This is a genomic window from Microbulbifer maximicatervae (SeqCode), assembly GCF_052466985.1.
Genome location: NZ_CP174298.1, coordinates 1,961,982 through 1,975,180, shown reverse-complemented (window position 1 = coordinate 1,975,180; position 13,199 = coordinate 1,961,982). Strand labels below are relative to the sequence as shown.

Annotated in this window: 10 protein-coding genes; 7 read left to right on the top strand and 3 right to left on the bottom strand. The window is 51.0% G+C overall.

From position 1 onward, the window contains the following. The first annotated feature begins 134 nt into the window (after positions 1-134). From clpX to ACJJI3_RS08500, 4 genes are all read left to right on the top strand, one after another. Positions 135-1,421, top strand: coding sequence for an ATP-dependent Clp protease ATP-binding subunit ClpX (clpX, locus tag ACJJI3_RS08515; RefSeq protein WP_282933429.1), 1,287 nt, complete (start codon positions 135-137; stop codon positions 1,419-1,421). Positions 1,422-1,688: 267 nt separating this feature from the next. Next, positions 1,689-4,094, top strand: coding sequence for an endopeptidase La (lon, locus tag ACJJI3_RS08510; protein WP_413665176.1), 2,406 nt, complete (start codon positions 1,689-1,691; stop codon positions 4,092-4,094). Between the two features lie 199 nt (positions 4,095-4,293). Continuing rightward, the gene (gene hbs, locus ACJJI3_RS08505; RefSeq protein WP_255422880.1) at positions 4,294-4,623 is read left to right on the top strand and encodes a non-specific DNA-binding protein Hbs; all 330 of its coding nucleotides are present in this window, start codon (positions 4,294-4,296) and stop codon (positions 4,621-4,623) included. A gap of 119 nt (positions 4,624-4,742) precedes the next feature. Further along, a complete protein-coding gene (locus ACJJI3_RS08500) occupies positions 4,743-6,626 on the top strand; it encodes a SurA N-terminal domain-containing protein (RefSeq protein ID WP_444912656.1) in 1,884 nt (627 codons plus the stop codon). Between the two features lie 79 nt (positions 6,627-6,705). Here ACJJI3_RS08500 and ACJJI3_RS08495 read toward each other — a convergent pair whose 3' ends face one another. Further along, complete coding sequence (locus ACJJI3_RS08495) at positions 6,706-8,268, bottom strand: LysM peptidoglycan-binding domain-containing protein (RefSeq protein WP_444942153.1); 1,563 nt, start codon at positions 8,266-8,268, stop codon at positions 6,706-6,708. A gap of 196 nt (positions 8,269-8,464) precedes the next feature. Continuing rightward, positions 8,465-9,244: a hydroxyacylglutathione hydrolase gene (gene gloB / locus ACJJI3_RS08490; RefSeq protein ID WP_444942152.1), complete on the bottom strand. Its 780-nt coding sequence runs from the start codon at positions 9,242-9,244 to the stop codon at positions 8,465-8,467. Between the two features lie 157 nt (positions 9,245-9,401). Between gloB and ACJJI3_RS08485 the strand changes: the two genes are divergently transcribed. The 3 genes from ACJJI3_RS08485 to dnaQ are packed head-to-tail and all read left to right on the top strand — an operon-like array spanning position 9,402 to position 11,410. Next, complete coding sequence (locus ACJJI3_RS08485; RefSeq protein ID WP_444942151.1) at positions 9,402-10,190, top strand: class I SAM-dependent methyltransferase; 789 nt, start codon at positions 9,402-9,404, stop codon at positions 10,188-10,190. Between the two features lie 42 nt (positions 10,191-10,232). After that, positions 10,233-10,670, top strand: coding sequence for a ribonuclease HI (gene rnhA, locus ACJJI3_RS08480; protein WP_444942150.1), 438 nt, complete (start codon positions 10,233-10,235; stop codon positions 10,668-10,670). A 14-nt stretch (positions 10,671-10,684) separates the two neighbouring features. Then, complete coding sequence (gene dnaQ, locus ACJJI3_RS08475) at positions 10,685-11,410, top strand: DNA polymerase III subunit epsilon (RefSeq protein ID WP_444905761.1); 726 nt, start codon at positions 10,685-10,687, stop codon at positions 11,408-11,410. Between the two features lie 116 nt (positions 11,411-11,526). Here dnaQ and nhaB read toward each other — a convergent pair whose 3' ends face one another. Then, complete coding sequence (gene nhaB, locus ACJJI3_RS08470; protein WP_444908425.1) at positions 11,527-13,062, bottom strand: sodium/proton antiporter NhaB; 1,536 nt, start codon at positions 13,060-13,062, stop codon at positions 11,527-11,529. Between the last annotated feature and the right edge of the window lie 137 nt (positions 13,063-13,199).

Below are 13,199 nucleotides of genomic sequence, written 5' to 3'. Positions count from 1 at the left end.
GCGGATTTCAGCGAAAGTTAGTTTTTTTGACAGGCTGGCTTTCGTTGGGACTTGAAAATCACGCCAAAAGGCAGCATCTTGCTGGGTAAGCTGAATTTAGGGCCCTGGCCGGCCAGTGACGACGGAGTATTTTGATGACCGACAAAAGCAGCGGAGAAGACAGCGGAAAATTGCTGTACTGCTCTTTCTGTGGCAAGAGCCAACAGGAAGTGCGGAAGTTAATCGCTGGGCCGTCAGTCTTTATCTGCGATGAATGTGTCGAGCTGTGTACCGACATTATTCGTGAAGAAGTACAAGAGACTGCGGAGGGGCCTGAAGGGCGCCTGCCGACACCCCGTGAGATTACTGAAATCCTCGATCAGTATGTGATTGGGCAGGAGAGAGCCAAGCGTGTGCTGGCTGTCGCCGTATACAATCACTACAAGCGACTGCGCACCAAGTCTGGTGTTAAAAGTAAGGATGAAGTAGAACTCAGCAAGTCTAATATTTTGCTGGTAGGCCCAACCGGTAGTGGTAAAACCCTTCTTGCCGAGACTCTGGCCCGCCTGCTCAATGTTCCTTTCACTATTGCCGATGCAACCACCCTGACCGAAGCTGGTTACGTGGGTGAGGATGTTGAGAATATCATCCAGAAGCTTTTGCAGAAGTGTGATTACGATGTAGAAAAAGCCCAGCAGGGTATCGTCTATATTGATGAGATCGACAAAATTTCGCGCAAGTCAGACAACCCTTCAATTACCCGTGATGTGTCCGGTGAAGGTGTGCAGCAAGCGCTACTGAAGTTGATTGAAGGCACTGTGGCGTCTGTGCCGCCGCAGGGTGGACGCAAGCATCCGCAGCAGGAATTCTTGCAGGTCGACACCTCCAATATCCTGTTTATTTGTGGCGGCGCTTTTGCGGGGCTGGATAAGGTTATCCGCGATCGCTCGGAGAAGGGTGGAATTGGTTTCAGTGCCGAGGTTAAATCAAAGGATGGCACCAGTAATTTTGGTGAGATCCTGCGCGACCTGGAGCCTGAAGACCTGGTTCGTTACGGGCTGATCCCGGAGTTTGTTGGACGCCTACCGGTGACCGCAACTTTGGAAGAGTTGGACCGTGAGGCTCTGGTACAGATTCTCACCGAGCCACGCAATGCCTTGACTAAACAGTACGCAAAACTGTTTGAGATGGAAGATGTAGAACTGGATTTCCGCCCCGATGCGTTGGATGCAGTTGCCACTAAGGCAATGGAGCGGAAAACAGGCGCCCGTGGCCTGCGCTCTATCATGGAGTCCGTATTGTTGGAGACCATGTATGACATCCCATCCACAGATAATGTGGTGAAAGTTGTGATTGACGAGGCGGTCATTAAAGGCGAATCAGCCCCGTTACTGGTTTATGAGAGTGAGTCCCAGCCGCAGAAGGCGGCGCCGGAAGAGTAGCTCAAATGCCACCTCAAAAAGCCCCAATATTGGGGCTTTTTTTATAGTTTTTTCTGATTACCCGGGTATCTAACTACCTGTCTGGGTATTCCTGGCTCGAATAGCACTCTTAGCTCGGCACAAATTGGTCGCGAGATTAGACTTGTATTTCGGGCCCTTCCCCCCCATTACTAGCATCTGAAGGGCGGTGGCCCAGGTTAAGCTGTCAATTCCAACAGCAGCATGATGCCGCGCCAAATACCCAGTGATAGGGCCGAGAGGAGTTCTATGGATCAGTCATCCGACACCACACTTGAATATCCGTTGTTGCCATTGCGCGATGTTGTTGTTTACCCCCATATGGTGATCCCGCTTTTTGTCGGCAGGGAAAAGTCCATAGAGGCCCTGGAAGAGGCCATGCGCAGGGATAAGCAGGTATTGCTTGTGGCGCAGCGAAAGGCATCTGAGGATGACCCAGGTGCAGACGATATCTATCGCGTGGGCACTATTGCCAGTGTCTTGCAGTTACTCAAACTCCCCGATGGCACTGTGAAGGTGCTAGTAGAAGGGGGAGAGCGCGTAAATATCCACGAAGTGATGGAGAGGGAGAACCATTTCGAGGCGACCGTTTCGCCGATGGAGACGCAGGAGTTGCCGGAAGGCGAAGCAGATGCCCTTGTGCGCTCTGTGATGTCTCAGTTTGAACAGTACGTTTCTGTAAGTAAGAAAGTCCCCAATGAGGTTATTACCTCTCTGTCGGGAATTGATGAACCTGGCCGCTTGGCAGATACCATTTCTGCGCATATGTCCCTTGAGTTGGCTCAGAAGCAAGAGCTTCTGGAGACTCTCAGTGTTAAAGAGCGTTTGGAGCATTTGCTGGGCCTTATGGATGCTGAAATCGACCTGATTCAGGTGGAAAAACGCATTCGTGGGCGTGTGAAAAAGCAGATGGAGAAAAGCCAGCGCGAGTACTATCTCAATGAGCAGATGAAGGCGATTCAAAAAGAATTGGGCGAGATCACCGAAGAGCCCAATGAAATTGAAGAGCTGGAAAACAAAATTGCCGAATCCGGCATGAGTGCGGAGGCAGAGAAGAAAACCCGCGCTGAGCTGGCTAAATTGAAAATGATGTCGCCTATGTCTGCGGAAGCTTCGGTTTTACGCAGTTATATCGACTGGATGTTGAGCCTGCCCTGGAAAAAAGCCAGCCGGGTGAGACACGATTTGGTTAAAGCCGAGGAAATTCTCGAGAAAGAACACTACGGCTTGGAAGAGGTTAAAGAGCGGATTCTGGAATACCTCGCGGTACAAAAGCGAGTGAAGAAAGTGAAAGGGCCGATCTTGTGCTTGGTTGGGCCTCCAGGGGTGGGTAAAACCTCCCTCGGTCAATCTATTGCTCGAGCAACAAATCGTCAGTATGTGCGTATGGCCCTGGGCGGCGTTCGCGATGAAGCCGAGATTCGTGGGCATCGACGCACTTATATTGGCTCACTGCCGGGCAAGCTGATTCAGAAAATTTCGAAAGTTGGAGTGAAGAATCCCCTATTCCTGCTCGACGAAGTCGACAAAATGGGGATGGATCAGCGGGGCGATCCCGCCTCAGCGCTTCTTGAGGTTTTGGATCCGGAGCAGAATAAAACCTTCAATGATCACTACTTGGAAGTGGATTACGACCTTTCCGATGTGATGTTTGTCTGCACCTCTAACTCAATGAATATTCCAGGCCCGTTGCTGGATCGTATGGAAGTTATTCGAATCCCCGGTTATACCGAGGACGAAAAACTGAATATTGCTCAGCGCTATCTTGTGCCGAAGCAGCGCAAGGCCAACGGCCTTAAAGATGATGAGCTGGATCTCTCCGATGACAGCATCCGAGATATTGTCCGCTACTACACCCGTGAAGCGGGTGTGCGTGGCCTGGACCGGGAGATTGCCAAGATCTGCCGCAAGGTAGTAACGGAGCACGTTCGCAATCCTTCAGAGAAGAAGGCTGTAATACAGCCAGAGCAACTTGAAGAGCTTCTCGGTGTTCGCAAGTTTGATTTTGGCCGTGCGGAGGAAGAGGACAAAATCGGAATTGTTACCGGTCTCGCCTGGACCGAGGTGGGTGGTGAGCTTCTTAACATTGAAGCTTCAGCTGTGCCGGGTAAAGGGCGCATGATCAAAACCGGCTCCCTTGGCGATGTTATGCAGGAGTCCATTCAGGCGGCCTTGACGGTTGTGCGTTCTCGCTCCCAGGCGCTGGGAATAGGTCCGGACTTCCACGAGACCCGGGATATTCATATCCACGTGCCTGAAGGTGCCACCCCCAAAGATGGCCCTTCGGCGGGTATTGCCATGTGCACCGCTTTGGTGTCTGTGTTAACGGATATTCCCGTTCGCTCAGATGTGGCGATGACTGGAGAAATTACTCTGCGTGGAGAAGTTTTAAGAATTGGTGGTCTTAAAGAAAAGTTATTGGCAGCGCATCGGGGCGGTATAAAAACTGTACTGATTCCTGCTGATAATGAGCGAGATCTGAAGGATATTCCCGATAATATTCTTCAGGACTTGGTAGTTAGGCCCGTTAAGTGGATCGATCAGGTACTTGAGCTGGCGCTCGAACACAAGCCTGAATCCCTGTCTGATGAAGAGTATTCCGCCTTACAGAAAAAGGCAGAGGAGCGCTCGCAGCGAGGAATCCAAACTCACTGACTCTTGTAATGGGGTGACTTTTGTCGCCCCTTTACAACTTGCAAGGCCAAAACTTCGCCAATCAGGCTATCTACGCTGCTTGAAAAGTGTGCATCTGCCCGGAAACCCGCATGGTTCCTTGACCCGCTTCTGGGCAGTTGGTATAAAACGGGGCTTATTGCCCGGCGCGTAAATTGCCGAAGGCTAAAAAATTTAAAGTATGGGTGTCTTTTGTAGACCACCCGAAGCATATTTAAAAAGAACAGAGGGATTAAGCGTGAATAAGTCCGAACTGATTGAAGCAATTGCCGCATCTGCAGATATTCCAAAAGCAGCAGCTGGCCGTGCTTTGGACGCAATGGTTGATAGCATCACTGATGCCCTGAAAAAAGGTGATCAAGTTGCCCTCGTTGGCTTTGGTACCTTTGCTGTGAAAGAGCGTGCAGCTCGTACTGGTCGCAATCCTCGCACTGGCGATCCCATTGAAATCGCTGCGGCAAAAATTCCTAACTTCAAGGCCGGTAAAGCCCTGAAAGACGCTGTAAACTAAGTTTTCAGCAGGCTTTGAGACTTTGTAAAAGAGTCTGAATGTCAAAGAGGCGTGTCAGTTGGGATGCGCCTTTTTTGTATCTGATAGTAGTTAAAAACAATTAATTTTCGGAGCTGAGCATGCTTCAGTCCATGCGTGACAACCTGAAAGGGACAGCCGCGATTATTGTCGCAGCCTTTTTCGGTTTTATTATGGTCATTGGGGGAATTGATTTCTTCACCGGTGCCAGTGGAGGTGCTGCCGATGCGGTAGCCGAGGTTAATGGCGAAAAAATTACAAACTTGGATTTGCAACGCGCAATTCAAAATCGCCGCAATATGATCATTAGTCAGTACGGCGAAGATGTGCCCGCTGATTTAATCAGCGATGAGCAGTTGCGTGAGCCAGTTTTACGCCAGTTGGTTTCCAGTGCTGTGATGCGCCAAGCTGCTCAGGACAGCGGTATGGTGATGAGCTCTGCGGCGGTCGACAGAGCGATCGTGGGAATTCCGGCTTTTCAGGTGAACGGCAGTTTTGATCCGCAAATGTACCGCGATGCTTTGCGTCGTATGGGGTATAGCCCTGCAGGCTTCCGCCAGATTATGGAAAATGATATGGCGCTGGAGCAGTACGCAAATAGTGTGGTTGAAAGTGCTTTTACTACCCAGGCGGATGCAGAACAGATTGTTGCCGCCTCTATGGAAGAGCGTGATTTTGATTACGTGGTGATGCCAGTTGAAGGCCTGCTAGCAGAGATTCAGGTTTCGGATGCTGAAGTAGAACAGTACTACCAGGAGAATCAAGGGCAATACCAGCGTCCAGAGCAGGTGGCGGTTGAGTATATTGAGCTAACTCCTGAAGTATTTGCCGGTAACATTGATATTTCTGAAAGCGATGTTCGCGCTCAGTACGAGCAAGAGCTGAAAGGTTTCGCATCGGAACTTCGCCGTCGTGCTGCACATATTTTGCTTGAAGAAGCTGACGCAGAAAAAATTGCTGAGATTCAGAGCAAACTGGATGCCGGCGAAGATTTCGCCGAGTTGGCAAAGACTTACTCCCAAGACGTAGGCTCTGCGGAGGAAGGCGGTGAGTTGGGTTACACCACAGGTGATGTATTCCCAGAGGCATTCGAGCAGGCCTTGGCCGCGCTGGAAGTGGGTCAGGTTTCTGCTCCAGTGACCACCGATAGTGGAACTCACTTTATCAAGTTGTTGGAAGTAGAGCAGAGTGAACCGCCGAGCTTCGAAGAGCAAAAAGTGGCGATCGAAAAGCGACTGCGTGCATCCGTTGCCGAGCGCGAGTTTGTTGACGCCTTGTCCCGTCTTGCCGATCTGGCATACAACGCGGACAACCTGGCTGAGCCCGCTGAAGAGTTGGGTGTTCCCCTGAAGACTGCCAATCTGTTTTCGCGCGAGAGCGCATCTGGCGTCCTTTCTAACGGGCAGGTTATCGAGGCTGCTTTCTCTGTGGAAGTGAAGGAAGATGGCAATACTTCAGATGTGATCAACCTGAACAATGAGCATTCTGTCGTTTTGCGGGTCACCGACTCCAAGCCCGCGGGTACCTACCCTCTGGAAGAGGTTCGCCAGCAAATTGTTGACCGTTTGAAGCGTGATAAGGCCAGTGAGCAATTGGCTAAGCAAGCGGAAGAGCTTAAAGAGAAGCTCGCTACTGGTACTAGTTTTGCAGAACTGGCAGAAGCGCAAGGTTTAACCCTGGAGACCAGTGATAAAACTCGTCGCGGTGGTTTTGCTCAGCGCGGTGAGATTAATGCCAAGGCATTTGCATTGCCTGCACCATCTGCTGGCAAAGATGAAGTGACCAGCTTCGCTACAAATAATGGTGATCTGGTAGTTCTCGATCTGCGCAGCGTGCGCCCGGGCGAACTGTCCAAGCAGAGCAAAGAGCAGCGTCAGGCACTGATGCAGCAATTGGCCTCTGTAAATGGTGGGGCCGAGTTAGCAGCTATCCAGCGCTACTTGTCCGATCAGGCAAAAATCGATCTGGCCTCATCTGCCGAGTAACGGTTGTTATTGAGCCATAAAAAAACCCGGCAATTGCCGGGTTTTTTTATGGCTAACTCCCTGTAGGGTAGTGTGCGCTTTAAGTGTTGCTGGCACTATCCACAAATAAGGTTAAGCGCTGTCCGGGTTGTAAATACTTGGACTTGTTTATCTTATTCCAGCGGAGAATATCATCGATTTCGATACTGAATTTATTGGCTATCCGATATAGAGAGTCGCCGCTGCGTACCCGGTAAGAAACCTTGCGGGTAGTGCGGTTGTTCTCTGATACTGCGGGGGAGCCGTTGTAAGCCACCAGGGTGCGTCCAGGGCGCAGGGTGTCTCCCGGTGCCATGCTGTTCCAGCTGGCCAGTTGCTTTACGGTCACATCCAGCTTGCGTGAAATCCCCCAAAGGCTGTCGCCAGGGCGTACAGTGTAATTAACTTTCTGGCCCTTGCCGGAAGACTGCTTGCGTTTAACTCGCTGATCGAGCGCGTAGGCGTACTGTCCCGCGGGGCCCGATGCGCTGGGGATTAAGAGTGTTTTACCGGCGCGAATATTATTGCTGCGCAGTTTGTTTGTCTCGCGTATCGCTCCGACGGTGGTCTGGTAGCGGCGAGCGATAGTGGAGAGGGTGTCGCCTCGGGCAATGGTGTAGCGCTGCCAGCTTACCCTCTCTTCCTTGGGAAGTTGTGCCAGGGCGCTCTCAAACTTTTCCTGGGTCTCTATTGGGATCAGTAGTTGGTGGTTTCCGTTGGGGTCGGTTGCCCAGCGGTTATAGCCTGGGTTCAGTAGGTACAGCTCTTCAATCTCAATTTCTGCAAGTTCTGCAGCTTGGGCCAGATCGATCTGACTGCCTACATCGACACGGGCGTAGTAGGGCTCATTGGAGACATCATGCAGTGGGATTTTGTAATGGTCCGGGCGGGATATAACCTCCGCCAGAGCCAGCAACTGGGGTACATAGCGCTTGGTTTCCCGCGGTAGTTTGAGATCCCAATAACTGGTGCCAAGCCCGTTGCGACGATTGCGCTCTACGGCTCTGCGAACCGTTCCCTCACCGGCGTTGTAAGCAGCGAGTGCCAGCTCCCAGTCCCCATCAAAGCGATCGTGTAGGTAGTTGAAGTACTTTGCCGCAGCCTGGGTGGATTCATGGACATCGCGGCGTCCGTCATACCACCAGTTTTGTTCGAGCCCGAAAGAGCGCCCGGTGGCCGGGATAAACTGCCACATACCGGAAGCCCGTGCGTGGGAGTAGGCGAAGGGGTCGTATGCACTCTCGACAATGGGGAGCAGCGCTAATTCAAGTGGGAGATTTGCCTGTTCCAGCTGTTCTGCAACATGGAAAATATAGCGGCGAGAGCGCTCGGTTACCCGAGCCATATAGCCCTCATTGCGGGCGAAGTAAGCAATATATTCCTTAACCTTGGGGTCGCTGGTGTGGTGATCCAGGGCGAACCCCTGACGAAGTCTTGCCCAGATGTCTACGGGGGGAGGGACCGCTTCAGAGGGGTCGTGTTTTTTAACAGCTCGGTCACTCGCGACAGAGGTTTCCTCTGCAGGGATATTTTCAGTTTCAGGCGCAGAGGCCTGTTCCGGTAATTGCGAGCAGGCCCCTACCGTAGCGGCTAGTAATGCTACGGCAAAATTCTTGTGAACCATGTGTGATATCCGCGAGTCTTTCTTGTAATTCATCCTGACGCATTTCAGAACAATTATTGGTAAAGCGCCAGGCATTTGGTCAATTACTTTTGATTCTAATTAGGCAAATTAGTTTCGGTCAATATTGACGGTTAAAAAGTATGCGAATTGCTAGTTTATCACCCAGCCTGAGAGGAGTTTAGGTGAAGTTGGGCGTTTAGAAGTTGTCCTTCCAGCCGCGCAAGCTCGCAAAAATATCTACGTTATCGCTTCCGTCATTTAACTCCGCTCTCGAATTGATAGCTGTCTGCCTAACTTCCGGATACTGACAGCGAAGAAATGGGTTGGTGTCTAGCTCAAGGGCGATAGTTGAAGGCAAAGTTGGCTTGTTTTCTACTCTCAAGGCTTTGCACTGAGCAGCCCTTGCCTCAATGGCTTGATTGTTAGGCTCTACCGTTTGGGCAAACTTCAGGTTGGCGAGTGTGTACTCGTGTGCAGGATAGACAAAAGTTGCGGCGGGTAATTTACTGAGCTTTTGCAGAGAATGGTACATCTGCTCTGGAGTGCCTTCGAACAACCTGCCGCAGCCAGCGGAAAAAAGAGTGTCACCACAAAAAAGGTGTAATTGTTCACCGCCTGCTGCTGTGGTTTCATTCAAAACCAAAGCTAAGTGGTCTAGAGTGTGCCCCGGAACAGCGTGTACCTGGAAGGGCATGCCAAGGACCTGTAAGGAATCTCCACCGGCAATGGGGTGAGTGACACCGGGTATGTGCTCGGGGCCATAGACAGGGCACTGGTACTGGTGGCAAAGCGTTTCGATGCCACCGGTATGGTCATAGTGGTGATGAGTAATGAGAATGCCGCTGAGTATGGTCCCCTCTAGGGCCTTTTCTACTGGCACAGCATCACCAGGGTCGACTACCCAGTGCTGACCATCTTTTTGCAGGTGCCAGATATAGTTGTCATTAAAGGCGGGGATTGGCGTGATGGATAGCATAATCGAATCGTCTTTTCGCTGAATAGCAGAACAATATCATGGAAGGCGTGAGACGGTGTGAATTGTTACCTGAGGACTGGTTTACTTAGAGTAAGGCCCTGGAAACATCGCCCGAGTGTAGAATTGAATAGCTGTTAAATTGATCAATGGAGATATGATGACCGGAAAGAGCAGGCCTGGTAATGATGAGGAGCAATCCCCTCTTGGCAAGGTCTGCCCAGCGCTATCCCATTGGTTTTCCAGTTCGCTGGGAGAGGAGATTCTCTCGCAACAGCTGGCATTGGCCCAACCCTTAGTGGAGGGCTTTTTCGGTTATCACTTTCTACAGGCCAGCGTGACCCAATCCGTTGATTTTGGCGCCTTCAGTCGTATCAATCATCGTTTTCGATTGGGGGCGACCTCTGAGCAGGGCGGGGCTGCGGTAGTGGAGTTCGAGCAACTGCCCCTCCCTGCCGATTCAATCGATGTAGTACTGCTGCATCACCTTTTGGACTTCTCCAGTCATCCCCACCAAGTATTGAGAGAGGCGGCCAGGGTTTTGATACCCGGTGGTCATATGCTGCTAATCGGGTTTAACCCGTTTTCCTTGCTTGGCTTGTCCCGTCTGTTATTTTCCAGAGGGGCTTACCAGCGCGGAAATCAACTGCGGGCTGCTCGAATTGCCGACTGGATGAATCTGTTGGACTTGCAGGCTGAGAGGGTAGATCGCGGCTTCTTCCGCTTGCCATTACAGCAAAAGGAATTGCTATCCAAGACGGCTTGGATGGAGCGCCTTGGCTCCCGCTTGCACTTGCCATGGGGGGGCTTTTACATCATAGTCGCCCGCAAAGAAGTGGCACGTGTTCGCACTATTAAAATCAATTGGCGGGCCGAGAGAAAGCCCGCTTTGGTTGCCACCCCGTCGAGCCCTCGCGTTGCAGCACGCGGGAAGCATCAAAAGCGCTGATTTCGCTGAAAATCGGCCCCATATCTAATTTTGGCGTAAGTTTTGAAACAAATTACTATCTATACAGATGGCGCTTGTCGCGGTAATCCTGGTCCCGGCGGTTGGGGTGCTCTGTTGGTGTACGGTGAGCGGGAGAAAGAAATGTTTGGTGGGGAGGCGCATACCACCAATAATCGTATGGAATTGTTAGCTGCAATCAAAGCTTTGGAGGCTCTTAAACAGCCGTGCAAAGTTGATTTGCATACTGACTCACAGTACCTGCGCCAGGGAATTACCGGCTGGATTAACAACTGGAAAAAGAACGGTTGGAAGACAGCGAGTAAGAAGCCTGTCAAAAATGCAGACCTATGGCGGCAGTTGGATGAGAGCGTCTCCGAGCATGATGTAGAGTGGCACTGGGTTAAAGGTCATGCCGGCCACCCGGGCAATGAGCGGGCCGATCAGTTGGCAAATCGTGGCGTCGATGAGCTGGAGTCCTGAGGGGAATATTGCATATGCGTCAAGTGGTTCTCGATACAGAGACAACAGGTCTCGATCCCAAAAGCGGCCATCGTATTATTGAAATTGGTTGCGTAGAGCTGGTTAATCGGAAGTTGACTGGCCGTCACTATCACCAGTACATCAACCCGCAGCGACAAGTGGAAGATGGGGCTATTGAGGTCCATGGAATCACTAATGAATTCCTGGCGGATAAACCCGTATTCGCTCAGATCGCCGATGAATTTATGACCTTCTGTGAAGGTGCAGAGCTGGTTATTCACAACGCGCCCTTCGATGTCGGTTTTATTGATGCTGAGCTGAGGCTGCTGGGTAATCCGCGCTGGCGCAATATCAATGCGCATTGTGGGGTTTTGGATACCCTGACAATGGCCCGGGAAAAGCACCCCGGGCAGAAAAACAATCTGGACGCCCTTTGTAAGCGCTACTTTGTCGATAACTCCCAGCGGGATTTGCACGGCGCATTGCTGGATGCGGAGATTCTTGCCGACGTCTACCTGATGATGACCGGTGGCCAAACCGATTTGGTGTTGGCACAGGGTGATTCCTCGGAAGGGGAGGAAGGTAAGAAGGCGGAAAATGATGCGGCGGGTGAAGCTATTCGTCGCCTATCGGCAGATCGCGCGCCCCTGCTAGTAGCGCGTGCTACGCCACAGGAAGCTGAAGCGCATCAATCGATGCTAGGTTTGCTGGAGAAATCAGCGGGCAAACACTTCTGGTAGCACATCAATGAAGAGGTGTTCTCTTTAACCTTGATGTTTATTGCGCTTTTCTTTTTCTGAGCGGGTGGGAATTATCAATCCCCACCCATCCAGATAGTCTCTTATACAAGTTCTCTTTAGATCGCGTAGACCACGCAAATCAAAGCAACAATACTCAGTACGATGGTATAGGGCAGAGCCATGATCACCATGCGGCCATAAGATAGGCGTATGAGAGGTGCCAGGGCCGATGTCAGCAGGAACAAAAATGCAGCTTGTCCATTGGGAGTGGCAACGCTGGGTAGGTTGGTTCCGGTATTGATGGCAATGGCCAGCTTGTCAAAATGTTCTCGGGTAATGTCACCTGCGGTGAGGGCAGCTTTAACTTCGTTAATGTAAACCGTTGCCACAAAAACATTGTCGCTAATCATCGATAAAATACCGTTTGCCATGAATAGCAATCCTGGCTGCTGTTCGGGCTTTTGTGCGAGAACGAAGTTAGTTACAGGCTCGAATAGGTGCTGCTGGTGAATCACTGCAACAATTGCAAAGAAAACCACGAGCAGTGCAGTAAATGGCAGTGCCTCTTCAAACGCGTGGCCGATTCTAGCTTCTTGAACAACGCCGTTAAACGAGGTCAGAAGTACGATAATCATCAGGCCAATGATACCGACTTCGGCAACATGAAATGCCAGGGCAAAAACCAGAACCACAGCGACAATGCCCTGAATCCACAGCTCGGCAACCTGTGCCGAGGTGCGCTTCTTTTCTTCCTCTTTGGAAAAATTAACCAGTACCTCACGTACGGCGCTAGGGAGCTGGGCTCCATAGCCAAACATTTTAATTTTCTCCAAAAAGAAACAAGTAGCTAGGCCGGCAAAGAATGTTGGAATGGTCACTGGGGCCATCTGCAGGAAAAACTGTACAAATTCCCATCCAGCTTTCTCAGCGATCAGCAGGTTTTGCGGTTCTCCAACCAAGGTGCAAACACCACCGAGAGCAGTGCCTACGGCGCCATGCATGATCAGGCTGCGAAGGTAAGCTCGAAACTGGTCCAAGTCTTCGCGGTGATACTCCACGACATGCTCATCGTTGGAGTGGTCGTGGTCATTGTGGTGGTGTGGCTGCTGGGAAGCGACCCGGTGATAGACTGAGTAAAAGCCTACGGCAACCGCAATCAGAACAGCAGTTACGGTCAAGGCATCTAAGAATGCTGACAGTACTGCAGATACAGCGCAGAAAAGTAGTGACAGCAGAGATTTTGAATTCACATTAATCAAAATTTTAGTGAATACAAATAGAAGCAGGCTCTTCATGAAGTAAATGCCGGCCACCATAAACATAAGCAGCAGAATAACTTCGATATTCTCAACTACCTCGTGGTAGACGGCATCGGTGCTTGTCATACCCATCAATACGGCTTCAATTGCGAGCAGTCCGCCGGGTTGAAGTGGGTAACACTTCAGGGCCATTGCCAGGGTAAAAATGAATTCACCAATAAGGACCCAGCCTGTTACAAAAGGCCCCGATACATACAGTATTAATGGGTTGAGAAGCAAAAAGGCGGCTATGGTCAATTTGTACCAATCAGGCGCTTCGCCGAGAAAATTTTCGGCAAAGGCGCGACCAAATCCGCCGCCGGATGCTGCAATGGTGTTGTTGTAAGTGTTCATCATTTACTTCCTTGGTTAACCCATATTGGTGTGGGTCAAAATGGAATCTTTGGGAATCGGCGGTGTATGCGAAATAGATACCTGAGCTCAATTATCGCTGCGTGCTTCCCCGGGTTTATTGTGCACAGATTGATTGG

Coding starts and splice junctions, on each gene's coding strand:
- ACJJI3_RS08495 (WP_444942153.1), bottom strand. CDS start 8,268: ATGGTTCACAAGAATTTTGCCGTAGCATTACTAGCCGCTACGGTAGGG.
- nhaB (WP_444908425.1), bottom strand. CDS start 13,062: ATGAACACTTACAACAACACCATTGCAGCATCCGGCGGCGGATTTGGT.
- dnaQ (WP_444905761.1), top strand. CDS start 10,685: ATGCGTCAAGTGGTTCTCGATACAGAGACAACAGGTCTCGATCCCAAA.
- ACJJI3_RS08500 (WP_444912656.1), top strand. CDS start 4,743: ATGCTTCAGTCCATGCGTGACAACCTGAAAGGGACAGCCGCGATTATT.
- ACJJI3_RS08485 (WP_444942151.1), top strand. CDS start 9,402: ATGACCGGAAAGAGCAGGCCTGGTAATGATGAGGAGCAATCCCCTCTT.
- gloB (WP_444942152.1), bottom strand. CDS start 9,244: ATGCTATCCATCACGCCAATCCCCGCCTTTAATGACAACTATATCTGG.
- hbs (WP_255422880.1), top strand. CDS start 4,294: ATGGGTGTCTTTTGTAGACCACCCGAAGCATATTTAAAAAGAACAGAG.
- clpX (WP_282933429.1), top strand. CDS start 135: ATGACCGACAAAAGCAGCGGAGAAGACAGCGGAAAATTGCTGTACTGC.
- lon (WP_413665176.1), top strand. CDS start 1,689: ATGGATCAGTCATCCGACACCACACTTGAATATCCGTTGTTGCCATTG.